Here is a 23,105-nt window from a genome sequence, read left to right on the forward strand (position 1 = left end):
CGATTTGACACACCAGGAGGACGGCGTGTCGGCGGCAGACGATGGCACGAGTTCAGGCGCAAAGATCTTTGCGCTTGCCCAAAAGATCTACCCGATCTGCCGCAGCATTACCGGTAACGGTGTGCGGCAGACCCTTCGGGAGATCGGTGCGTACATCTCCCTTGATGTCCACGAGGTGCCGACCGGTACACCCGTTCTCGACTGGGTCGTGCCACGTGAGTGGAACATCCGGGACGCGTACATCAAGGACCCGCGGGGACGGAAGGTCGTAGATTTCAACGAATCGAACCTGCACGTCATGAGCTACAGCGTGCCGGTGCGCCGCACCATGTTGTTGGACGAGCTTAAGTCCCACATCTTCACATTGCCCGATCAGCCGGACCTGGTCCCCTACCGAACGTCTTACTACCAGGAAAACTGGGCTTTCTGCATGGCCCACCGACAGCTGGAGCAACTGCGGGACGATAGCTACGAGGTCGTGATCGACTCGACCCTCGCCGACGGGCATTTGACCTATGGTGAGTATTTTCACCGGGGAGAGTCAGACGACGAGGTGCTTCTGTCGGCGCATGTTTGCCATCCCTCGCTTGCCAATGACAATTGTTCCGGTCTGGCCCTGCTTGCGGAGCTCGCAAGCCGCATCTCCCAGATACGAACGCGATACAGCTATCGGTTTCTCTTTGCGCCGGGAACGATTGGCGCGATCACCTGGCTCGCCCGCAATGAGCATCGTGTGTCTCATATCAAGCACGGCCTCGTGGTATCAATGGTCGGAGACGGCGCCGGTCCGACATACAAGAAGAGCAGGCAGGGCGATGCCGAAATCGACCGTGCAATGTTACACACGCTGCAGCATTCCAAACTGACGCCGACGATTTTGGCGTTTTCGCCCTACGGCTATGATGAGCGGCAATACTGCTCGCCCGGGTTCAACCTGCCGGTGGGATTGTTTCAGCGCAGCCGTTTCGGTGCCATCCCTCAGTATCATACCTCGGCCGACGACCTGAGCTTCATTCGGCCGGAGCACCTCGGGGAATCCTTCCGCATCATTTCCGAAGTCATCGACCTGCTCGAAGGCAACCGCAGCTACTACAACACGTCGCCGAAAGGCGAACCGCAACTGGGCAGACGCGGACTCTATGGTGCGATCGGCGGCGACAAGGACGCCGCTGCAGCCAACATGGCGATGCTGTGGATTCTAAATCTGTCCGACGGACATCATTCTCTGCTTGATATCGCCAGGCGTGCCGACCTGCCGTTCCCGGTCATTCTGAAGACAGCAAAGGTGCTCGAGCGCCACGGGCTCCTCGCGCCTGTTCGGTAGGCGCTCACGCACCCCGAAGCGGCCAGTTCAGGTCCTTATCGGAGATCGTGCTTACGGCCAGAGGCCAGCTGATGCCGAACATCGGGTCGTCGTATCGGAGGCCGTTAGCAGCCGAAGGCTCGTAGAACTCCGAAATCAGGTAATTGACCTGAACGTTGTCGCTCAAGGTTTGAAAGCCGTGCGCGAACCCCTTGGGGATGTAGAGCTGCGAACCGTTCTCCGCTGAAAGCTCGAAGCCGCGCCATTGACGAAAGGTAGGCGAGTTCGCACGCAGATCGATGATGACGTCCCAAATCGATCCGTTCAAGCAGCGCACGAGCTTGACCTCGGCGTGCGGCTCATTCTGAAAGTGCATTCCGCGCAATGTCGCCTTGCGCGAGGAGCTCGAGATGCTGTGCTGGGGAAATCTGGTCACGAGCCCGTATGCGCGAAACTCGTCTTCGCAGAACGTGCGCGCAAAAAAGCCGCGCTCATCGTGTGCAGGCTCGATTTTGACAAGCCACGCTCCGTCAAGTCCTGTTGCTTCAAAGCGCATGGGACGTATCCACTCCCGACCGAGAGGCCAATTGTCGACGACAAGTTCTATACAATTTTACTAAAATTTTCAGCAACTGCGTGGTTTACCTTGTTGTTCGATATCGCTTCATATTGTTCGCTTTCATACGATAAAATTCAATCTATCGAGCCCGATTTAAGCGCCGGCAATCTCATATTCGGCAATCCTATATTCATGGTACGGCCCAATGAACGCTCACTCGAGATTCAAATCGATTCGGTCGAAATCCTCTCACGGTAACTGCCGTCTGTGCGGTGCGACGTTGAAATCGACGTTTGTCGACCTGGGAATGTCGCCCCTCTGCGAAAGTTTTCTCACAGCCGACCAGACCGACGCCATGGAGCCGTACTATCCGCTGCACACCGTGGTTTGCGGGGTCTGCTTCCTGGTGCAACTCCAGGAATACGTCAAACCGGAGCATATCTTCACCGAGTATGCCTACTTCTCGTCTTACTCGACGTCGTGGGTGGAACATGCGCGGCGCTACTGTGAGATGATCAAGGCCAGGCTGAGCCTTGGTGCCGAGAGCCGCGTCTACGAGATCGCGAGCAACGACGGCTACCTGTTGCAGCACTTCCTGCCGCTCGGAGTGCCGGTCACGGGAATCGAGCCGGCGGCCAACGTGGCCGAAGTTGCTAGGCAGAAAAACGTCCCGACAATGGTCGAGTTCTTCGGCCTGGAGCTTGCGCGGAAGCTGGTGTCGGATGGCAAGCGGGCCGATCTGATTATCGGCAACAACGTGCTGGCACAGGTTCCGGATCTAAACGATTTCACCGCCGGAATGGCGTGCCTGCTCGCGCCGCAAGGCGTGATTACGCTCGAATTCCCGCATCTTGAGCGGCTCATCGACGAAAATCAGTTCGATACCATCTACCACGAGCATTTCTCCTATTTCTCGTTGGTAACGATCGACCGTCTCGCGCGGCGGCATGATCTGAAGGTTTTCGATGTCGAGCAGATCCCAACGCATGGCGGCTCGCTTCGCGTCTATCTCTGCCGCGCCGACGCGATCCACGCCGTCTCGGCCGCGGTGACCGCACTGCTGGCCCATGAGCGTCGGATCGGCCTGGAAGACATAGGTCAGTACGAGCAATTTACATCGCGTGTTCATCGCACCAAGCGCGAATTGCTGTCGTTCTTGATTGAGAGCAAGAACAAGGGGGCGCGGATCTGCGGCTATGGCGCTCCCGGCAAGGGCAACACGCTGCTTAACTACTGCGGCATCGGAACCGACTTTCTCGACTTCACTGTGGACCGCAACCCCTACAAGCACGGCCGCTATACGCCGGGAATGCACATTCCGATCCTCCCAGTCGAAGCAATCGACGAGGCTCGTCCCGACTACCTGTTCATCCTTCCCTGGAATTTGAAGAGGGAAATCGTCGCGCAAATGCGGCATGTCGCGGACTGGGGCTGCAAGTTCATCGTTCCGATTCCTAACGTCGAAATCATTGATCCGCGTGAGGTTGCGCCATGAAGGTTGTCCTTTTTTGCGGCGGTCTCGGTACGCGGATCCGCGAGTATTCGGAGAGTATACCAAAGCCGATGGTCCCGATCGGCCATCAGCCGATCCTCTGGCATGTGATGCAGTACTACAGCCAGTACAATCACAATGATTTCATCTTGTGCCTTGGCTACAAGGCGAACGTGATCAAGGATTACTTCCTGAATTATCGCGCGACTGCGAACAGCGACTGCGTGATTTCAGAGTACGGCAAAAAGGTCGAGTTGATCGGAGAACATCAGCCGGACTGGCGGGTTTCGCTGGTGGATACGGGGACATGGCGCAACATCGGGCAGCGCTTGCTGGCCGTCCGCCATCTCGTCCAGGACGAGGAGATGTTCCTTGCGAACTACAGCGACGGGCTGACCGATGCGCCGCTGCCGGACATGATCCAGAAGTTCAAGGAAAGCGGAAAGATCGGCTGCTTCGTGGCGATCCATCCACCGATCAGCTTCCACCTTGCCGAGTTTGACGCCGAGGGGTCGGTGCAGCGGATTCGCTCCAGCCAGGAGTCCGAGATCTGGATCAACGGCGGCTACTTCATCTTCCGCAACGAAATCTTCGACTACATCAAGGAGGGAGAAGAACTCGTCCAGGAACCGTTCAACCGTTTGATCGAGGGCGGTCATCTCATGGCCTATCGCTATGAGGGTTTTTGGCGCGCCATGGATACCCTGCGCGATAGACAAGTGTTGGAGGACATGGTGGAGCGCGGCGACACGCCGTGGCGGCTGAATCACTCGTCGGTCGCCAGCGCGGCATAACCGGAATGAGAGCATTGCAGCTTGCCAAGCCCGGAGACCGTCTGTCGATCCTGTGCCTTGGCGCCCATTCGGATGATATCGAAATCGGCGCGGGAGCGACGCTGCTGGATCTGATCGAGCGGGGTATCAAGCTGGACGTGCATTGGTGCGTTCTAAGCGGTGGCGCCATACGGGAGGCTGAGGCGAGAGCGTCGGCGGCTGACTTCTTGTGCGAGGCGGCATCCGCGAATGTCGAGGTGCTGTCATTTCCCGACGGATTTTTCCCGGAAAGGGGAGAAGCCATCAAGGAATGGTTTGAATCGCTGAAGCGGCGGGTCGAGCCCGACGTCATTCTGACGCATCGCAGGGATGATGCTCATCAGGACCATCGTCAGGTCTGCCGCCTGACCTGGAACACGTTTCGTGATCATCAGATTCTGGAATATGAGATCCCGAAGTGGGATGGGGACTTCGGTCAACCCAACGTCTACATGCCGGTGTCGGCGGCGGCGCTCGATCGTAAGATTGAACTCCTGCTCAAGCATTTCGGGACGCAGCGATCCAAGCAGTGGTTCGATGCGGACACCTTTCGCGGCCTCGCACGGATTCGGGGCATGGAGTGCAGGGCTACGGAACGCTTCGCCGAGGCATTTTTTGGGCGAAAGTTGACACTGATCTGACGATGGTTGCGCGGATGTCACGCAGCCGGTGAATTTCTGATTGCAGGGTGTATCTCAAGGCGCACGATATGAGCACGCTATTTTCAAGCATCTTTCGAGCTGGTGACCTGGTGGAGGTCAGAAGCAAGGAGGAGATCCTCGCGACGCTGGATGCCAACGGTCGCCTGGAGGAAATGCCCTTCATGCCCGAGATGCTGAAGTATTGCGGCAAGAGGCTTCGCGTCGGCAAGCGAGCTCACAAGACCTGCGATCCCGCGCTCGGTATCGGCGGGCGCAAGATGCTGAACACGGTCCATCTCGAGAACATTCGCTGCAACGGCGCGGCTCATGACGGCTGTGAGGCGGCCTGCCTGATATTCTGGAAGGACGCCTGGTTGAAGCCGGCGGGCGAGAAAACGCCGTCGCCAGATGGCGCTGACAAGCCGTTCAGGTCAGGCGGCTGCAGCGAGGATACGCTGTGGAGCACGATCAAGCATCCGCCGAAGGTCGGCGAAACCGAGCCGACCTACGTTTGCCAGAACACACAGGTCAAATTCGCCACGCAACCCCTGAAGTGGTGGGATCCGCGTCAGTATCTCGAGGACTACACTTCGGGTAACGTCCGGTTGCAGGACCTCGTCGCCGGATTGACTTTCTCGGTCTGGCGCACGGTCACCGAAGCAGGGCTCGGCATTGGCACCGCGATGCGCTGGATCTACGACACATTCCAGCGCATGAGAGGTGGCGGCGTGCCTTATCCGATCAGGCCCTTCGGTGTGCCGGAGGGTAGCAAGGTCCCGCAGTCCCGGCTTGATCTGCAGGTGGGCGACGTCGTGCGCGTCAAGCCGTACAAGGACATCCTCGAGACACTGGACTGCAATTACCGCAATCGCGGCCTGTATTTCGATCCGGAGATGGTGCCGTTCACCGAGCGCGAGTACGAGGTCGAGAGGCGTCAAAAGCAAATCATCGACGAAGGCTCATGCAAGATGGTCCGTTTCAAGACGGACGCGATCATCCTGAAGGATGTCGTGTGTGAGGCGCGCTATGCGATCTGCCGCCGCTTCTGCCCGCGCGCCATCTATCCCTATTGGCGAGAAATCTGGCTTGAGCGGGTACCTCAAGGCCAGAATCCAGCGAATTGAACGGGAACGGCGCGTGCATCGGAACGAACGTACCGATCAGTATTTTGCGGACAACAAGCCATATTCTGGCCTTGGCCGCAGGTCGCTGCACAGCGGCGTAGCGTTCATTGCTGCGCGTGGACTGAATATCTTCGTTCAATTGGCCTCGACGATCGTGCTGGCGCGACTGCTCGGACCGCACGATTTCGGGTTGGTGGCCATGATGCTGGCCCTGATCGGCTTCGCGCCCCTTTTCGTCGATCTCGGGATGAGCGAGGCCTCCGCCCAGCGGCGCAGCATCTCACGAGCCGAGGTCAGCACGTTGTTCTGGCTGAACGTTCTGATCGGCGTCGTGCTGGCTGTCGTGCTGGCTGCGTCCGGTCGGTGGATAGCGCGTGCCTTCGGCGAGCCATCGCTCGCGGGCATGGCATTGGCATTGTCGGTGACCTTCCTGATGATGGCCTTGTCGACGCAACACTATGCGCTGATGCGTCGGGCAATGCAGTTTCGCCGCATCGCGATGATCGACATATCGGCGAACATCATCGGAAGCGCTGCAAGCGTTGGATTGGCGCTTTCGGGCTGGAGCTACTGGGCGCTGATCGCCAAGCCGATCATAACATCGGCCTTGACCGTCGTGGGAGCCTGGACCGCCTGTCGATGGATCCCAGGCAGGCCCAGGCTCACGCCAATGGTCAAGGAACTGCTGCGCTTCGGGCTGGGAGTCACCGGCTTCACCATGACGGATTACTTCGCTCGTTCGGCGGACAGAATCGCGATGGGGTATTTCCTCGGGGCGGGGCCGCTTGGCTATTTTCAGAACGCCTTCACGATCTACAACAACCTGCTGTCGATTCTCAGTGAGCCGCTGCATAACATCGCGGTTTCGGGACTGAGCAAGCTCCAGCACAGTGCGGCCGAATTGAAACGCTCCTGGGAAGGCGCGCTTTCATTGCTTTGCTACTTTTCGGGGCCTGCCTTCGCGGCCCTGGCCGTGAGCGCTCATGACATCGTGATCGTGCTTCTCGGAGAAAAATGGTCTCCCGCGGGCCCCCTGCTCTGTATCCTCGCCATTCGCGGCATTGCAGACTGCATCGAGCGAACTCTCGGTTGGGTCCATGTCGCTGTCGGGCGTCCAGATCGGTGGATGCGATGGGGCATCTTCAGTGCAATCTGCCAATTGGTTGCGCTTGCAGCTGGACTGCCGTTCGGCGTGATCGGAGTGACGATCGCCTACACGGTCACCATGTTCGTGCTGTTCGTTCCAGCGCTGGTCTACGCCGGCAGGCCTGTCGGGATCACAATCGGGGACGTCCTGCGCGCGACAGCGCCGCAGACCATTGCTGCGCTGGTCGCCGTCGCGGTCGCCTCCTCGATACAGGACGCATTCCTGCAGGAATTGCCGCGGTTGCTGCGAATTCCCGTCGCGAGCGTGATCTGTGTGACGGCCTACCTGACCGTCGTGATCGGGGTCTTCAGGATCACGCGGCCACTGCAACTCGCGTGGTCGTTGCTACGCGACTTCGGCATTGTACGACTGCAAGTCAACTCCTGATCCTGGATTACGCCCATGACCTCCGTTGAGCGCTTCCTGATTAACTTGGACACCTGGCCCGCCGGGGCATTCCTGAGGATCGGCCTCGGCCTTTGCATTCTGCCGGTGTTCCGACTGCTGTCCGGCGGCGACGATCGTATCGTGGTCGCGTTGACGATGTTTCTTGCCTTGCTGCTCACGCTTCGCCTTGTGCCGGCCGTGTGCCGACGTGTCCTTCCGTTTTCGCGCGAAGCGAAAGATCTGTGGTTCAAGCGTCGCAATCTTGGCAAGAGGTACGACTCCTACCAGTGGCAAAAGCTCTTCTGGATGGGTCTGGGCATGCTGCCCGACGCACTGATCTCTGGTGGATTGGGGCGCGGTGAAATCGTGCTGCTTGCGATCTGTACGATCGGCGGCGGAGCAGGGTTGCTGCTTTGGCGCAAGACCGGCCAGCTCAGCGTCGGTGTTGCCACTGCGAAAGCGACAAAGTTGCCGCCGGCCGCGGTCGCGTCGACGCCGCCCTAGGACCGGGCCGCCCTACATTACGGGAGCCTGCGGCACTCGGTGAACCTGTCGCCGTCCGGCGTTTCCGCCCTCTCGAGGCAATGAGCCTTATCGGTAACCTTGCCGGCTACGACAAAGTCGTAGGCCTGGTTTTTGAAGACCAGCACGTAACGGCCGGGTGAGAGGACGAGATCTGGGTTCACTGGCTGCAGCTCGACCATCTCGCGGCTTTCAGGGACCGGCGCTACGGTCAGGTCGACGGAAACGGACCGGATAGCCCAGGCATCGTTGGCCATAGCGACTGCCGGTGACGACGGTGTTCGTGCCACCTGGGCGAGAATGCGCAATTGTGCGTTGTCGGGCGCGCTTGTCATAAGCTCGCGCTGATACGCGACAAACGAAAGCGGGCCGTGCGGCACCACAACCGTGCCCGGCTTCGTGGTCAATACCGACACGGCGATCCGGCTGTCGGGAAGGCGGATGTTCATCGGCTCGAGCCGGATCATCCGCCCGATGCTTGACGCAAAAATCCCATATGTCGTCGGCAGTGAACGTGCGGTTGGTGCGGGCGCGGCTGCTTCGATCGGAGCACGATGTACGAACGTGGCAATTGCCGGTTTCAGCTTGCGTCTGCTTTGCGGTGGCGACTGAACGGGCGTCGCGTTCGAATGGCTGACAACCTGGGGTGTTGTATTGAACACGGATGCAACATTGCCTCGCATGAGCATTCCGGTGCCAATCGCCAGCAGAGCCGCTGTCGGAGCAAGGAACCACACAAAGTTGCGCACTTTCCATTCGCTGGTGATGGAACGTTGGTCTCGCGGCGAGCTCTGAAGTTCTTCCGCGATCAGCTTGTCGATCAGTATGATCTGCGGTTCCTGCACCGCGACGCTCGCCTCGGCAATGCTGGTGTGCACGGGCGGTTGCACTGCTAGACGGATTGACGCCGGCGGCACCGAGTTCGGACCTGGGTCCGCGGCCGGACTGAATCCCTCTCCTTCATCTGCTTCAGGCGTGTACGAGGCAACGGCTGAGCCGGCATGCGAGTCCGGTGGCGCTGGCTGCGTGTCGTTGTCGGATTCCTCCGCTGAAGCATCGTTTGGATCGGCCGTAGAGGAGACGGACCCGTCGTCTGGTCCGGCATCAGGCGGAGCCACATTTGTCCAGCGGCCGATGTTCTCCGCGGCCTCATTCAGGCGCAGACTGACCTCATCCTGCGGGAGCACGATCGGCTGCAGGTGTTCCAAGTCGGGGACCGGGTGGGCTTCATTCGTCGGCCCACCGCCTGGCAAGCTCGGATTGTCGCCGAGGATCGTCGGTTGCTTGTCGGTCGGACTGTCTGGCGGCGGCTCGGCGGGATTTCGTTCCGGATTTACGGGCTCGCGCAGGCGGGCTTCGACGAATTGCGTCCAGGCGCCACGCCGTCGCAGAGGTGCAGCAAGCCTGTCTGCCTGACGTGGCAAGGGCGGCGCATTGAGGATGGCCGCCTGAGCCGAGGGGAGCTGACTGGAGCGTTTCATGCCTGGATACGCAGCTTGACGTTTGTCCGCCATTGCGGACGTTCGCGACACCCTGGCGATCATATGAAAAGGATCGCCTACCTGCCGGGATGTAGCAGCCGCCGCTTAACAGGCCGTTAACCATAAACCGGCGGAAACGCCGCATTGCTCCGCACTGCGCGAGGGCGACGATTTCAGGCGGCCGCTGGCAGCTCAAAGGATCCGGCGATCTGGCGCAGACGGTTGGCTCGTGCGCGCATCTGATCGGTATGAGCAATACCGAGGATGTCGAATACCGTCTGTATGCGGTAGAGCCAATCGTGCCTCAGCGCGGCTTCCCGGACGTTTGCGTTCTGAACCGCTCGCAGTCGCGCCGGGTCTGCGTCCAACGCTTCGAGGATCTGGCAAATGTCGGACGAATCGAAGGGTACATGAATGACGGCGTCGGGCCAGTCGAACTGCCGTGCAAACTCTTCGGTGCGCGGCGCTTCTCCAACCATCACCGCCCCGGCTGCAGCGCCTTCATAGTAGCGAGCGGAAATCTCATCACGGCCGGCCGTGAATTCCGGGTTGTTGACGTGACTGCGATTGGCAATGAAATAGCGGCTGCGCTGCAGGATATTCGCAATCATGATGCGGTGTTCTTCCGGATTGTCGACCCGAAACGTCCTTTCTTTTCGGTTCGAACCGCTCGCCGCCACAGTGTCGTAGTAGTAGAAGAAGCGCTCTCTCTCGGCGCCGGCCAGCAACGCGGCGTGGGTCGTCGCCGAACGACGCCCGATGTTGCACACGGCGATCGATCGCTGCTGCTCGGGCCTCGGGGCGAACCGCTCCACGTCGACCGCCAGCGGCAGATAGCTGCACGGTCGACCTGCTATTCGCGCAATCTGCGGTGCGCAGTGATGCAGGCCGACGAATATATGATCAAATCCGGACAGGAGCTCGACCAGATACTCCGGGATGTCGTCTGCCCAGACTTCAGTGATGAAGCATGCGGCCTTGCGACACCGTTTGCGCCAGTCGGGAATCGCAGCGAGCGAGTGAAGTTGATACGCATTGCTGAAGATCGGGAAGAACAGTTCGTAATCACGTTGCAGCCGCAGTTGCGGCGGGGAGGGTGCCAGCACACCTGCCAGTTTGGTCGATCCTGATGCAAGGCGCGTCCACTTGTAGACCCGTCGCGAGAACTCCAGCGCAGCGCGATTTTGAACATCGAACTGATCGGCGCGCGCCATCGCCGCCAAATTGTCCTCGAACTCATAGCTGAGGCAAAATGCAACAAGATCGGAAATCCGACGCTGCGAGAGGAGTAAAACCTTGCCTTCCACGAGGCGCTGCCTCCGACCTATCAAATGCCGGAAAGTGCCGGCCACACGACTTCCGGAATCTCTCGACCAGGAGCGAGTTGCGCGTTGATCGTCGTCACGATGCGCGCAATGGCGCCAATCAACGCTAGTCCAGATACGCTATTTAATCTTGTTTTGTACAAGTTTTCCCGAAATTGGATAATGGCGAGCCTGTGGAGTTCATTGCACGCGCATTGGCATTCCCGCCGTGCCGTTGCGAATGCAAGCACGAGGATGCATCGGCGAAGATTTGCGAACGGTACAGCGAATCCGCGTTAACCTGGAGAAGTTAAATCTGGAACTCGCTGGCAGTAGCGAAGAACGTCAGCGGACAATGAGTGAGTGCGCGTTAACCCGAAAAGGTTAAATCTGGAACCGCCTGACAACAGCCGGCTTCGATGATGCGCAACGCGCTCTGCGGCAACTCCGAGAATTAGCTATAAATTTCATTTAACATGTGCCGAGCCAACGTTGGCGATGAACGCGTCGGGAAAATCCGGTAGCGTGCCGCATCATTTCGAAACGACAAAAATATTCAACACGGCAAATCATTGAACACAGGCGGCGTCGGGGTTCATGCGTATTCTTAGCGTATTTGGTACTCGTCCAGAGGCGATCAAAATGGCACCGCTTGTGCTTGCGCTGGGCGAAGCAGAAGGAATTGATACGCGCGTCTGCGTGACGGGTCAGCATCGTCAGATGCTCGATGATGTGATGTCGGCCTTCTCGTTGAAGGCTGACTACGACCTGAACATCATGCGACCGAACCAGTCGTTGAGCGAAGTGTTCAGTGCGGTCATGACCGGAATCGATCCGATCATCGCCGACTACAATCCGGACTACGTTCTTGTACAGGGCGACACCGCAACCAGTACGGCGGCTGCACTTGCCGCGTTCTTCCGGTCGGTCAGTGTCGGGCATGTCGAAGCGGGATTGCGAACCGGCAATCTCATGAGTCCATGGCCGGAGGAGGCCAATCGGCGGGTCACTGCCGTCGTTACGACGAGGCATTATGCACCGACGTCGCGGGCGCGTTCTGCCCTGCTGAAGGAGGGGTATCCGCCAGACGCCGTCATTGTCACCGGCAATACCGTGATCGACGGACTGCTTCGTATGGCTTCAAATATCTCTCAACCGGGCGAGCTTCGTCGGTCGCTTGAAGCGAAATACTCATGGCTCGATACCTCGAAGCGGCTCATCCTCGTGACTGGACATCGGCGCGAGAGCTTTGGATCCGGGTTCCGGCAAATCTGCGAGGCATTGAAGACGATCAGTCGGCGGGACGATATTCAGATCGTCTATCCCGTCCATTTGAATCCGAACGTGCGCGGGCCGGTGTTCGACCATCTGCGCGATGCGTCGAATATCTTCCTGATCGAACCCCTTAACTATCCCGAGTTCGTCTACCTCATGACGCGTTCGTATCTCATCCTCACGGATTCCGGTGGAATTCAGGAGGAGGCGCCGGCGCTTCGGAAGCCCGTGCTTGTCATGCGAGATACCAGCGAGCGCATGGAGGCCGTTGACGCCGGCGTCGCTCGCCTGGTCACCACCGACCCGGTTCGCATTGTTGCAGGCGTCGAGCGCCTGCTCGATGTGCCAGCGGAGCACGAAGCCATGTCTCTCGGTGCCAATCCGTTCGGTGAGGGACGCGCCAGCAAACTGATCGTGCATGATCTTCTGAATGTCCGTCGGCCGAAACATCCAGCTGATGGCATAGCGAGCGTCAATCTTTTGTCGAATGCCGAGATGCATACGAAACCGCCGTCGCCGGTTCCCCAACCGGCCCACTGATCAAACGAAGCCATGGACACCAGAACCAATCAATTGGTTATTCAGGAATACGGCCAGCCGCTTGCGGAAGACTATGGTCCGCCTGCGGCGGGCCGTCCCGCTTTCGGCTTATGGGACATTGTCGACGTTCTGCGCCGCGAATGGCGGTTGCCCGTTATCGGGCTGTTGATTGGGCTGGCGGTTGCCGTGGCTTCCGTTGTGGTCATGAAGGCGCCCTACAAGAGCAGTGCACGCATCCTCATCGATCGAAGTCTCAATCGTTATCTGCAGACGAACAAGATCGTAGATCAGCCGACGATGGATGAAGTGGAGGTCGGCAGTCAGCTCTACGTACTGTCATCAGACAGGGTCCTGCTTCCGGTTATTCGCTCGCTGGGTCTGGCCAGTGATGGCGAGTTTGCCGGGCGATCTGCACTTGGCAGCGCCACAGACGGGAACTCCAGCACGGCGGAAGCCACTGCAGCCGCTGAACGAGCGGCGCTCGAATCTCTGCTGAAGCGGGTGACTGTTGCACGTGAGGATGTCGCGAACGTTATCAACGTAACGGTCGAGTCGCAGAGCGCGGAGAAGGCCGCGAAGATCGCCAACGGAATCGTGGATAGCTATCTCGCGTCCCTGCAGGACGCAAAGCTGAAATCAACGCAGAAGGTGAGTAAGTGGCTGCAGGAGCGGCTGATCGAGCTGAAGAAGCAGGTGGCCGATGCTGACAAGGCGCTGCAGGACTTCAAGACGGCTAACAATCTCAGCAGCACTGGCGCTCAGGATACCGAGCTCCTGGCAAGTCTGAATACCCAGCTGATGAATGCCAAGTTCGCGGCAGTTGAAGCAAAGGAGCGTCTCGACCGGATCAAGCGGACAGAGGCAAACGGGATTCCGTCGGCCGTGTCGACGGACGCGCTATTCAACGACAAGCGAGCGGCGGTCATCAACTTCGCACTCAACAACAGCGAACTTGCACGTCTCCGCACGCAAAAGCGCGATCTTGCGTCTCGGCTTGCGGAGATGGAAGCTCGCGTCGGTCGCAAGCACGCGGCTGTCGTCAAGCTTCGTGCGCAGCTCAACGGCGTTGACGCCGCCATTCGGTCCGACGAGGGGCGCATTACCGATTCCTACGCCAGCGAATACGAAGTCGCTAGGGCACGACAGACTGAACTCGAAGACACCGCCGCGAAGCTTTCCGCGGAAACCGGAAGCCAGCTGCGCGAACTCGAGAGCGCTGCCGAGGCGCTGCGCAATCTCTATAGCGGATTCCTGCAAAAGCATAAGGAGATCGAGGCGGCGCAGGCGGAGACGCTTCCGGCCCAAAGTGCGCAGATCATCACGAGAGCGGTTCCGCCGCTGACAAAGAGTTCCAAGAAAACCCTCGTCGTGGCGGCAGGCAGCATTGTTCTCGGTCTGTTTCTCGGCATAGGCTCTGCCTTCGGACGTGAATGGATGGCGGATGTGTTCCGTACGCCCAAGGCCGTCGAACAGGTGACCGAAATGCGGTGCATCGGACTGCCCTTCGTCTATGCTGGTCAATTACCAATCGAGGAGCATGTCCTTGCTGCCCCCTTCTCGCGCTTCGCGGAAGGTCTTCGCAATGTGAAGGCGATGCTCGACCGTTCGTCCGCCTCGACCGGGGGCAAAGTCATCGGCGTCGTGTCGGCGGTTTCGAAAGAGGGAAAGACTGTCGTTGCCGCCAATCTTGCCGCGCTCATATTGTCGTCCTCTGGATCGCGCACGCTGTTGATCGATGCCGACCTTCATCTCCGGAATCTCACGACTGCACTGTCCCCGGATGCGAAGGTCGGGCTTTTCGAAGCGCTGGAAGATCCCTCCCGTCTTGGCGAGTTTGTTTGCAAGCGACCGCATTCGGGGCTGGATGTCCTGCCGAATGCCTGCGCGCTTCGGATTCCCAACGCTGCTGAACTCCTGGGCTCGCGGGAAATGGAAAACCTGCTCGCCGTCGCACGGAAGTCCTATGACTACATTGTGGTGGAGGTGGCGCCGATCATGTCGGTCGTCGATGCAAGGCTGATCGAGCGCTTCATCGATGAGTTCGTCTTCGTTGTGGAATCCGGTCAGACCAAGCGCACGAGCGTGCTCGAAGCGTTGTCGGTAACGCAGCTCATCCGTGAGCGCGTGTCGACCATTGTGCTCAACCAGATCGATCCCGTCGAGCTTAGAACCATCGAGGCAAGAAATGGCGTCAGGTCCGAAGGATATTACCGGGAGTAGACCTGTGGACGAGCTTGACAGGCGCGCTTCAGGTGTTCCGCACAACGCCACGCCGCGCAGGTATGTGCTGATTTCGCCCTGCCGCGATGAGGGAGCCTATCTCTGCCGTACGCTGGACAGCGTGGCTGAACAGTCGGTGCCGCCTGCGCTGTGGATCGTCGTTGACGACGGATCCACCGACGAGACGCCACGGATTCTGGAAGAGTATGCGGCGCGGTTGCCTTATCTGCGCGTCGTGCGCCGCCATGACCGAGGCCATCGGCGGGTAGGGCCCGGCGTGATTGAGGCGTTTTATGATGGTCTCGATCAAGTGTCGCTCGGCGACTTCGGCTATTTGTGCAAGCTTGATATGGATCTCGACCTGCCGCCTCGCTACTTCGAGCTGCTGATGCAGCGAATGGAGGATAATCCACGTATCGGGACGACCTCAGGCAAACCCTGGTTCGTTCATCCCCAAACCGGTGATCTCGTGCCCGAGGTCTGCGGCGACGAAATGTCGGTTGGGATGACGAAATTCTATCGGGTTGAGTGCTTCGAGCAGATCGGAGGATTCGTGCGACAAGTCATGTGGGATGGCATCGATTGCCACCGCGCCAGAATGCTGGGCTGGATCGCGGAGAGCGTCGATTCAGAGCCAATCCGGTTCGTCCACCTTCGTCCGCAAGGGGCCAGCCAGAAGAGCATCTGGGCAGGCAGAATTCGTGCTGGCTTCGGTCAGTATTTCATGGGCACTTCGCCGTTTTACTATCTGGCGGTGGCGGCTTCCCGTCTTCGCGCGCACCCAATGTTCATCGGAAGCATCGCGATGCTTTGGGGTTACTTCAGCAGCTGGGCAAAGGGGTTGCCGCGCTATAATGACCCCGAGTTCAGACGTTTTCTTCGTACGTATCAGCACGCGTGCCTGAGACTGGGTAAACGAGCTGCCACGGCTCGCCTGGACGCCGAGCAAGTGGCTCGGTGGCAAGCCAGCCGGCAATCGCCGCAGGGGAGTTGAGCAGATGAAGCAACACGCGAGCCTATTGGGCGTCGAATTTGATGCGGTTACGCTCGATCAGGCGGCGCAGCGCTGTGTCGATATCTGTCTCCGCTCGAACAGTTCTCACGTCGTGATGACGATCAATGCGTCGCATCTCTGCATGATGCGGCGAGACGTGGAGTTGGCGCACGCATGTTCCGCGGCCGATATGACGGTGGCGGACGGTATGCCGGTGGTTTGGGCAATACGAGCGTCAGGTCAACACATGCCGGAACGCGTGGCCGGCATCGATCTGATGGAAGGACTTTTAAGGGGGGCCGCGTCCAACGGACTTTGTGTCTATTTTCTAGGGGCGCACCAGCAAGTCGTCGAAAAGCTCGTGCGGGTCTGCGAGGCGCGCTTTCCGCAGCTGAAGATCGCTGGTTTTCGGAACGGCTACTTCGGTCCGGACGAGCACGAAATTATCGTCGATGAGATACGAGCCAGCGGCGCCCACATTCTCTTTATCGGCTTGCCGTCCCCGTTCAAGGAGGTATGGAGTGAACGCTATCGGGATCGGCTGCAAGTTCCCGTCATTCTGGGGGTCGGCGGCAGCTTCGACGTCTTGGCCGGCTTTATCAGGCGCGCTCCTCGGCTATTCCAATCGCTCGGTCTCGAGTGGTTCTGGCGCCTGATGATGGAGCCGCGCAAGTTATGGCGGCGATATCTTTCCACCAACAGCGAGTTCATCTGGCTGGCGCTCCGCGAAGTGGTGGCGCGCAGGGCTTACGCCGTCCGTCCGGGAAGAGCGATCGCCGGATCGGCAAGCGTGGTGCGGAGAGACGACCGAAAAGTGGGTACGGAACGCAGGGTAGCTGATCGGCGAATTCTTGTCCGGCGAAGGAGCAACGTGCGGGATTCGCAGGTTCCGATACCCGATCGCCGGCGCGGCATAGAGCGACGTATCTCAGAGCGTCGGGCACGGACGGCTAATGCTCTCAAGGGTATCGAGGTGAGCGCCTGATGTATCGGCTGACCGACCAGGATCACTGATCCAAGCAGGCGGCTAAGCGATTCGCTTCATGGCGCAAGCGCGGGAAGCATCAAAGTGATTAAACCGCCAAGCAGTACCGATTCCTTCGGGTACGATAACGCAGACCAACCCATAGTCGTTAAGCTAAAGCCTGATGTGTACGTATTTGGGTATGAGTTCTGCCACGTTCTGCAAACGCTGATCAAACACGGCTGCGTGCCCGCCGAGCTCATCTATGAGGACGGAGGGGCGCTCATCCTTATTTTTGATCCCAATGAGAAGAAAGCGGAACTATGGTCAGGATGGTGGAGGTGCGACAAACCCGACATTTACTCCATCATTGAACCAGAGCATCGCGGGCTCGTGAATCAAATATTCGAAACCTCAGACGCCTTCATGGAGTTTTCCAATGCTCGATCTCCTCAGATTGAGCTGATCCCAGGCCAGATCCAAAAGATTCAAAGATCGGGGGCTGCGGTTTTCCGCGGAGACGCTCCCCTTCGTCCTCGACCTCTATGAAGAGCTGCTTCCGCACAGCGCGCATTGGAGGCGTTTTTCTGAGTGTTGGGAATGGCGGCAGCGCTCCCCCGCTACCACGGGCTATGAATCTCGCCACGCCAAGCGTCGATCCTCCACCATTGCACAATCCGGACAGCAGCGGCGGCTCAGAAATTTGAGGTTGAAGCAAGCCGAGGCGGAGCACCGCTGTCGGTCAATTTCGAACAGCCTGTTGTGACCCTCGCTACGGCTCAGCCGGATAAGCCGGCTTTGCGCAAGCCGTCGAGGAAGTGCTCGCGTTCGGCAGAAATTCTGTACCTTTCGGCCCGTGCTCGAACGAGATCGAGGGTGTTCGCTGGCGGCGTTGCGCCGTTCGCGCTCATTTCTCGACAACGTTCCGTGACGAACGCTTCGGCTTCGGATCGCGCTTCGCTGTGCCGACCCATCTGCGCATAACAGGCGGCAAGCAGACTGTGCGACCAGCGGTCGGGGGATCGCGCCTCCATCAGCGTCTTGACTGCTTCATCGTACTGGCGCCCCGAATAGAGCGCGAGCGCGTGGTACCAGTGGTACAGATTGGGCGGGAAGGGATTCAGTCGTTTGGCCGCACCGATCCATGTGAGGGCCTCTCGCCACCGTCCCCAGTAGACCAGAATGTTCGCGAAAACGGCGGCGACGTCGGCGTCGTTTGGATTGAGCGCGAGAGCCCGGCTGAAATGGATTTCGGCCTTGGCGTCCTCGCGACGCAGGAACAGCAATTGCGCGAAGACGCCATGGGCCCAGGCGTCGCCGCCGTCGATGTCGAGCGCGGTCTCGATCTCGCTCAGCGCGTCGTCGAGCTTCGCCATGCCGGGCGATTCGAGAAACACGTCGCAGACGATAGTCCAGGCAATGTTGACGTGAGCGCGGGCATATTGCGGATCGAGCGCGACGGCGTCCCGGAAAAACTGCCTGGCTTCCGCCATGCCCTTCACCGTCAATTGACGCCACCGCTCGTTGCCCAGCAGAACCAGGTCATAGGCGGTGATGCTCGGGGTCGGCTTGCGTCTGGCGATCTCGCGGCCGGCGTCCTCGAGCCGGCCCGGAAGGGCTGCGACGATTGCGCGGACGATGTCGTCCTGCAGGGCGAAGATGTCCTCGAGTTCGCGGTCGTAGCGCTCGGTCCAGAGATTGTAACCGCTGGCGCCATCGAGAAGCTGGACGGTCACCCGCATCCGGCTGCCGATCTTGCGCACGCTTCCTTCGGCCACGTACCTGACGCCGAGTTCGCGGCCGACTCGCTTGATCTCGGGCGTCTTGCCCTTGTAGGCGAAGCTGGAGTGGCGGGCGACAACGAACAGCGAGCGGAAGCGCGACAGTTCGGCGATGATGTCTGCCGTGATTCCGTCGGAAAAATATTCCTGCGCGGCATCGCCGCTGAGATTCGAGAACGGTAGCACCGCAAGCGACGGCCCATCCGGCACCGTCGGTGCCGGCGAGGTGGGCAGGCCGGCGCCGGATTCGGCAGCGACCAGTGGCCCGACGTAACGGTAGCCGCGGCGCGGCAGGGTCTCGATCCAGGTCGCGCCGCCCTCTACGTCGGCAAATACCCGCCGCAGAGCGGCGATCTGCACAGTCAGGTTGCTCTCCTCGATCGCAAGCCCCGGCCACGCCGCCTGCATCAATGCGTCCTTGGAAACCGGCGTTCCGGCCTGCTCGACAAGCAGGCGAAGCAGCGTCACCGCGCGCCGCCCGAGCGCGACCGGTTCGGACTCTCGAAACAACATCACGGCTTCCGCGTCGAGGCGGTAGGGGCCGAATTCGTGGATCGTCGCCATGGTTCGGGAGACTACATTTTTTGCATCTTTTTCGGAACAGATTCAGGGCCTCCGGGAATTTGGCGACCCGCCCCGCTGCCGCTGACGCGCAGCTTTGCGCGGCCGATTTCCGCTTCGCCTTGATCCACCTCGCGCGGCACCTCCGCCAGCCGTTCGCAGCCGCGGCGAGGCGATGGCTGCTTGACAATGTAAGTAAGAATATTATTACAAGCTGCTGCTTTCGGAGAACGCGTTGATGCTGCAGACCAAGCGAAGCTATAGCGGAATGGTGACCGCGCCGCATCACCTTGCGGCGCAGGCCGGGCTCGCCGTCCTCTCCGAAGGCGGCAATGCGGTCGAGGCGATGATTGCGTCCGCCGCCACGACCGCGGTGGTCTATCCCCATATGAACGGCCTCGGCGGCGACAACTTCTGGCTGGTCGGCCGGGCGGGCTCCGCACCGGTCGGAATCCAGGCGTGCGGACGGTCGGCGAAGGCCGCCAGCCGCGCCTGGTATCGCGAGCATGGCTGCAGCACCATCCCAAGCCGCGGACCGCTCGCGGCACTCACCGCCGCCGGGACCGTCGATGGCTGGCAGAAGGCCTATGAGCTCAGCCGCGATCGCCATGGGGGGCGCATGCCGCTGTCGCGGCTGCTCGAACCTGCGATCGGCTACGCCGCCGATGGAGTCGCCGTGACCCAGACCCTGCACGACAACACCTCGAAGAAGCGCGCTGAGCTGCAGGATGTGCCGGGCTTTGCCGATGTCTATCTGCCGCGGGGCGTTCCGCTTGCAGTCGGCGCGCGGTTGCGGCAGCCGCGCGTGGCAGACACGTTGCGGCAGCTGGCGCAAGCCGGCCTTTCCGATTTCTATCGCGGCGACCTGGCGCGTTCGATGGCCGCTGATCTCGAACGGCTCGGCAGCCCGCTCCGCCTATTCGATCTGGAACAGCATCAAGCCACGCTGGTGACACCGCTGTCGGTCGATGTGGCCGGGCACAAGGTGTTCAACATGCCGCCGCCGACGCAGGGCCTGGCCTCGCTGTTGATTCTTGCGCTCTATGCCCGGCGCATGGCGAAGGAGGCGGACGGGGTCGATCATCTGCACCGGCTGGTCGAGAGCACGAAGGCGTCGTTCCGCATCCGCAATCGCTACGTGACCGATCCCGACTACATGGCGCGGTCGGCGGCCGAGTTTCTCACCGACGAGTCCATTGCGGCGCTCGAAAAGACGGTCGCCGTCGATCATGCAGCGCGCTGGCCTGACCCGCCGGCCCAGGGCGATACGGTCTGGCTCGCTGCGACCGACCGGAACGGCCTTAGCGTCAGCTTCATTCAGAGCATCTATTGGGAGTTCGGCTCGGGCGTCATCCTGCCCCAAAGCGGGGTCACCTGGCAGAACCGTGGGACGAGCTTCGGTCTCGCCGAGACCGATATCAACCGCCTGGAACCTGGGCGGCTGCCGTTCCACACCATTCAGCCCGCAATGGCTGAACTCAGCGACGGCCGGCTGTTGTCCTACGGCACGATGGGCGGCGAAGGGCAGCCGCAAACCCAGGCGGCGATCTTCACCCGCTACGCGTTGCACGGTCAGGACCTTCAGTCGACAGTGACCGCGCCGCGCTGGCTGCTCGGTCGCACATGGGGCGAGGAGAACAACAATCTCAAGATCGAATCGCGTTTCGATCCTGCCGTCGTCGACGCGCTGCGGGCGCTCGGCCACGACATCCAGGTGGTCGGTGCGTTCGAGGAATTCATGGGCCACGCCGGCGCAATCGTCTGGCACCCGGATGGACTGCTCGAGGGCGCCAGCGATCCCCGCAGCGACGGCGTCGTCGCTGCCCGGTGAAGCGAGCACCCTTAGCGCTCACCCGCAGACTGTTCGGAATTTGCCGCGCGCGAGCTAGCGTGCGGCGCCGGCCGGTGTTCTGGCTGCGGACGGTTTCCGTTTTCCCTCGCTTGCGGCCGCCGTCGCCGTCAACCAGGTCATGATCACGTCCAGCGCGTGGTGGCGACGTTTCTCCAGCCAGTCCGGCTCTCCCAGATCCTTGTCGAACATCGCCGACAGCGTGTAGCGGTTGGAGACATGAAAATAGCTCATGGCCGTGATCGTGACGTAGAGCTGAACCGGATCGACGTCGCTGCGGAACGGCCCGACCGCAAGGCCCCGGCGAAGGATATTTTCGATGCTCGCGACCAAGGGTAGCGTGAGGTCGGCGATCTTGCGCGATTTGCGCAGGTTACGCCCACGCTGCAGGTTCTCATTGTTGATCAGGGCGATATAGTTCTGGTGCGCTCCGAAAAAGGTGAACGTGAAGTTGATCAGCTCGCGCATGGCCGCGACCGGATCGAGGTCGTCGAGCTTGAGTTGCTGTTCGGCCGCGCGGATCTCGGTGTAGACGTGCTCGAGCACGGCGAGATAAAGGCCGTTCTTGTCGCCGAAATAGGCGTACAGCAACCGCATGTTGGCTTTGGCGCGTTTCGCGATGGCTTCAACCCGAGCTCCGCCAATGCCGTTGCGGCAGAATTCGAACGTCGCCGCGTGCAGGATCGCTTCCTTGGTCAACGCGGAATCGCGTGCCCGTCTGCCGCGTGTGGCGCTGCGGGCCGGGCTGGTCGATGCTGTCGTTTCAGTCACGGGACAAGCTTTTCTCAGGTTGTACGAGCCCAGCGCGGACAATATGCCCCCGCCCATCATGTTCAACGGGATGCGGGGCCCTGCCGTGCAGGCTCGCGGGATTGAGATCGCTATTGCGGTGGCTCGTCAAGGGGTAACCTTCCCGATGTTCCGGTCTCCACATCCACATCAACGCGCCAACGTCACGACCGTGCCGCCATGCGCGACGAGGCGCCCATTCTTGTAGACGTCGCGCGGCCTGGGCCGGGCCACCACGGCCTCTTGCACGTGCTGCGCGTCGATCACGACGAAGTCCGCCGCCGCGCCCTCGGCCACCCCATAGTCCGGGAGGCCGAGTGCCTGCGCGGCGTTGGTGGTCACCATGTCGAAGGCCGCCGCCAGGTCGGCATCGGTGCTGAAGCCGGAGCGGTAGCCGACGATCATGGCGCGCTCCAGGAGGTCGCCGTCGCCATAGGGCCACCAGGAATCGCGGATGTTGTCATTGCCGGCGAATATATTGACGCCGGCATCGCGCAGCAGCAACATCGGCGGAAACGCATGCGCTCCGGGCGCGTTGGTCAAAATCGCGACCCCGGCCTCGGCGAGCAGCTGCGCGGTGCTTTGAACCACGTCTCGCGGCACCTCGCCGAGAGCATAGGCATGGCTGATCGTGACCTTGCCGCCGAGCCCGAGGGCCTTGGTCCGACGTGCAATGTTCTCGATCTCGAAAATACCGAGCAAGCCGCCGTCATGCAGGTGAATGTCGATGCCGACCCCGCGCCGATCGGCAATGCCGAAGATGACGTCGAGATGCCCGTCGATGTCGGCATCGTAACCCGCCGGATCGAGGCCGCCGACCAGGTCCGCGCCGGCGCGAACCGCCTCGTCGAGCAATCCGGCCACGCCCGGCGACGTCACGATGCCGCTTTGCGGAAAGGCGACGATCTGGACCGACACCTTGTCGCGGTGCGCGTCACCCGCCGCCATGACCTGCTCGAGATTGCGCAACCCGACCTGAAGGTCGATATCGACGTGGCTGCGCATCCAGGTCGTGCCCTGCGCGACGCAGAGGTCGATCAGCGCGGCCGCCCGCACCGCAATCGGCCTCGCGCCGGCAAGCCCCTCCTTCTCGAACTTGACGCGCTCGCGCACGCTGAAACCGGCGGTGCAGGGGCGGTGGGACTTCCAATCGTCGCCGACGAAGCCCTTGTCGAGGTGGATATGACCATCGACCAGCCCCGGCAACACCAGGCGTCCGGCCAGATCAAGGGTTTCGCCGGCCGCGACCGGCGATTGCGACGCGATCGAGGTGATGCGGCCATCGCGCACGGCGATATCGACGGTGCGCCCATCGACCAATCGGGCGTTTCGAAACAGCGTGTCGGCAGTGCTCACTGGT

18 protein-coding genes are annotated in these 23,105 nt (G+C 60.5%); 12 read left to right on the forward strand and 6 right to left on the reverse strand.

Features of this window, described 5'->3' with window-relative positions:
* The first annotated feature begins 4 nt into the window (after nucleotides 1-4).
* Complete coding sequence (locus J2R80_RS14155) at nucleotides 5-1,324, forward strand: DUF4910 domain-containing protein (RefSeq protein ID WP_253638768.1); 1,320 nt, start codon at nucleotides 5-7, stop codon at nucleotides 1,322-1,324.
* Nucleotides 1,325-1,328: 4 nt separating this feature from the next.
* Here the strand turns inward: J2R80_RS14155 and rfbC are convergent, their stop codons facing one another.
* Nucleotides 1,329-1,859, reverse strand: coding sequence for a dTDP-4-dehydrorhamnose 3,5-epimerase (rfbC, locus tag J2R80_RS14160; RefSeq protein ID WP_076826907.1), 531 nt, complete (start codon nucleotides 1,857-1,859; stop codon nucleotides 1,329-1,331).
* 208 nt (nucleotides 1,860-2,067) lie between these two features.
* On the opposite strand from rfbC, the gene J2R80_RS14165 reads away from it, so the two are divergent.
* From J2R80_RS14165 to J2R80_RS14190, 6 genes are all read left to right on the forward strand, one after another.
* On the forward strand, nucleotides 2,068-3,357 hold the full coding sequence (locus J2R80_RS14165) for a class I SAM-dependent methyltransferase (RefSeq protein ID WP_076826909.1): 1,290 nt from the start codon (nucleotides 2,068-2,070) through the stop codon (nucleotides 3,355-3,357).
* Nucleotides 3,354-4,148: a glucose-1-phosphate cytidylyltransferase gene (locus tag J2R80_RS14170; protein ID WP_028338408.1), complete on the forward strand. Its 795-nt coding sequence runs from the start codon at nucleotides 3,354-3,356 to the stop codon at nucleotides 4,146-4,148. Before J2R80_RS14165 ends, J2R80_RS14170 begins: the two co-directional genes overlap by 4 nt.
* A gap of 5 nt (nucleotides 4,149-4,153) precedes the next feature.
* Nucleotides 4,154-4,807 (forward strand): PIG-L deacetylase family protein, encoded by a 654-nt coding sequence (locus tag J2R80_RS14175; RefSeq protein ID WP_168855327.1) that lies wholly within the window; start codon nucleotides 4,154-4,156, stop codon nucleotides 4,805-4,807.
* Nucleotides 4,808-4,917: 110 nt separating this feature from the next.
* A complete protein-coding gene (locus J2R80_RS14180) occupies nucleotides 4,918-5,931 on the forward strand; it encodes a hypothetical protein (protein ID WP_253638769.1) in 1,014 nt (337 codons plus the stop codon).
* Nucleotides 5,894-7,465 carry a lipopolysaccharide biosynthesis protein gene (locus tag J2R80_RS14185; RefSeq protein WP_253638770.1) on the forward strand — a complete coding sequence of 524 codons (1,572 nt, stop codon included), beginning with the start codon at nucleotides 5,894-5,896 and terminating at the stop codon, nucleotides 7,463-7,465. Before J2R80_RS14180 ends, J2R80_RS14185 begins: the two co-directional genes overlap by 38 nt.
* A gap of 15 nt (nucleotides 7,466-7,480) precedes the next feature.
* The gene (locus tag J2R80_RS14190; RefSeq protein ID WP_253638771.1) at nucleotides 7,481-7,969 is read left to right on the forward strand and encodes a hypothetical protein; all 489 of its coding nucleotides are present in this window, start codon (nucleotides 7,481-7,483) and stop codon (nucleotides 7,967-7,969) included.
* Between the two features lie 17 nt (nucleotides 7,970-7,986).
* On the opposite strand, the gene J2R80_RS14195 is transcribed toward J2R80_RS14190, so the two are convergent.
* Both J2R80_RS14195 and J2R80_RS43445 read right to left on the reverse strand, forming a co-directional pair.
* The gene (locus tag J2R80_RS14195; RefSeq protein ID WP_253638772.1) at nucleotides 7,987-9,501 is read right to left on the reverse strand and encodes a hypothetical protein; all 1,515 of its coding nucleotides are present in this window, start codon (nucleotides 9,499-9,501) and stop codon (nucleotides 7,987-7,989) included.
* Between the two features lie 140 nt (nucleotides 9,502-9,641).
* Nucleotides 9,642-10,775, reverse strand: a complete 1,134-nt coding sequence (locus tag J2R80_RS43445) for a glycosyltransferase (protein WP_168855330.1) — start codon at nucleotides 10,773-10,775, stop codon at nucleotides 9,642-9,644.
* Between the two features lie 594 nt (nucleotides 10,776-11,369).
* On the opposite strand from J2R80_RS43445, the gene wecB reads away from it, so the two are divergent.
* The 4 genes from wecB to J2R80_RS14220 are packed head-to-tail and all read left to right on the forward strand — an operon-like array spanning nucleotide 11,370 to nucleotide 16,786.
* Nucleotides 11,370-12,587: a non-hydrolyzing UDP-N-acetylglucosamine 2-epimerase gene (gene wecB / locus J2R80_RS14205; RefSeq protein WP_082653799.1), complete on the forward strand. Its 1,218-nt coding sequence runs from the start codon at nucleotides 11,370-11,372 to the stop codon at nucleotides 12,585-12,587.
* Between the two features lie 12 nt (nucleotides 12,588-12,599).
* Entirely contained in the window at nucleotides 12,600-14,807 is a 2,208-nt protein-coding gene (locus tag J2R80_RS14210) for an AAA family ATPase (protein ID WP_057017406.1), read from the forward strand.
* 4 nt (nucleotides 14,808-14,811) lie between these two features.
* Complete coding sequence (locus J2R80_RS14215; RefSeq protein WP_063790092.1) at nucleotides 14,812-15,801, forward strand: glycosyltransferase family 2 protein; 990 nt, start codon at nucleotides 14,812-14,814, stop codon at nucleotides 15,799-15,801.
* A 4-nt stretch (nucleotides 15,802-15,805) separates the two neighbouring features.
* Nucleotides 15,806-16,786 (forward strand): WecB/TagA/CpsF family glycosyltransferase, encoded by a 981-nt coding sequence (locus J2R80_RS14220; protein WP_057017407.1) that lies wholly within the window; start codon nucleotides 15,806-15,808, stop codon nucleotides 16,784-16,786.
* Between the two features lie 758 nt (nucleotides 16,787-17,544).
* Here J2R80_RS14220 and J2R80_RS14225 read toward each other — a convergent pair.
* Nucleotides 17,545-19,110 carry a tetratricopeptide repeat protein gene (locus J2R80_RS14225; protein ID WP_253638773.1) on the reverse strand — a complete coding sequence of 522 codons (1,566 nt, stop codon included), beginning with the start codon at nucleotides 19,108-19,110 and terminating at the stop codon, nucleotides 17,545-17,547.
* A 235-nt stretch (nucleotides 19,111-19,345) separates the two neighbouring features.
* On the opposite strand from J2R80_RS14225, the gene J2R80_RS14230 reads away from it, so the two are divergent.
* Nucleotides 19,346-20,938 (forward strand): gamma-glutamyltransferase family protein, encoded by a 1,593-nt coding sequence (locus J2R80_RS14230; RefSeq protein ID WP_253638774.1) that lies wholly within the window; start codon nucleotides 19,346-19,348, stop codon nucleotides 20,936-20,938.
* 54 nt (nucleotides 20,939-20,992) lie between these two features.
* On the opposite strand, the gene J2R80_RS14235 is transcribed toward J2R80_RS14230, so the two are convergent.
* Complete coding sequence (locus tag J2R80_RS14235; protein ID WP_233475250.1) at nucleotides 20,993-21,769, reverse strand: TetR family transcriptional regulator; 777 nt, start codon at nucleotides 21,767-21,769, stop codon at nucleotides 20,993-20,995.
* A 126-nt stretch (nucleotides 21,770-21,895) separates the two neighbouring features.
* The gene (locus J2R80_RS14240; protein WP_253638775.1) at nucleotides 21,896-23,101 is read right to left on the reverse strand and encodes an amidohydrolase family protein; all 1,206 of its coding nucleotides are present in this window, start codon (nucleotides 23,099-23,101) and stop codon (nucleotides 21,896-21,898) included.
* Nucleotides 23,102-23,105 lie beyond the last annotated feature (4 nt).

It is taken from the genome of Bradyrhizobium sp. USDA 4541 (genome assembly GCF_024171085.1).
Taxonomy (GTDB): Bacteria; Pseudomonadota; Alphaproteobacteria; order Rhizobiales; family Xanthobacteraceae; genus Bradyrhizobium; species Bradyrhizobium australafricanum.

Excerpts from the sequence above, each read along its gene's own strand:
- rfbC (WP_076826907.1), bottom strand. The coding sequence starts at position 1,859 with ATGCGCTTTGAAGCAACAGGACTTGACGGAGCGTGGCTTGTCAAAATC.
- J2R80_RS14165 (WP_076826909.1), top strand. The coding sequence starts at position 2,068 with ATGAACGCTCACTCGAGATTCAAATCGATTCGGTCGAAATCCTCTCAC.
- J2R80_RS14170 (WP_028338408.1), top strand. The coding sequence starts at position 3,354 with ATGAAGGTTGTCCTTTTTTGCGGCGGTCTCGGTACGCGGATCCGCGAG.
- J2R80_RS14175 (WP_168855327.1), top strand. The coding sequence starts at position 4,154 with ATGAGAGCATTGCAGCTTGCCAAGCCCGGAGACCGTCTGTCGATCCTG.
- J2R80_RS14190 (WP_253638771.1), top strand. The coding sequence starts at position 7,481 with ATGACCTCCGTTGAGCGCTTCCTGATTAACTTGGACACCTGGCCCGCC.
- J2R80_RS14195 (WP_253638772.1), bottom strand. The coding sequence starts at position 9,501 with ATGGCGGACAAACGTCAAGCTGCGTATCCAGGCATGAAACGCTCCAGT.
- wecB (WP_082653799.1), top strand. The coding sequence starts at position 11,370 with ATGCGTATTCTTAGCGTATTTGGTACTCGTCCAGAGGCGATCAAAATG.
- J2R80_RS14210 (WP_057017406.1), top strand. The coding sequence starts at position 12,600 with ATGGACACCAGAACCAATCAATTGGTTATTCAGGAATACGGCCAGCCG.
- J2R80_RS14220 (WP_057017407.1), top strand. The coding sequence starts at position 15,806 with ATGAAGCAACACGCGAGCCTATTGGGCGTCGAATTTGATGCGGTTACG.
- J2R80_RS14225 (WP_253638773.1), bottom strand. The coding sequence starts at position 19,110 with ATGGCGACGATCCACGAATTCGGCCCCTACCGCCTCGACGCGGAAGCC.
- J2R80_RS14230 (WP_253638774.1), top strand. The coding sequence starts at position 19,346 with ATGCTGCAGACCAAGCGAAGCTATAGCGGAATGGTGACCGCGCCGCAT.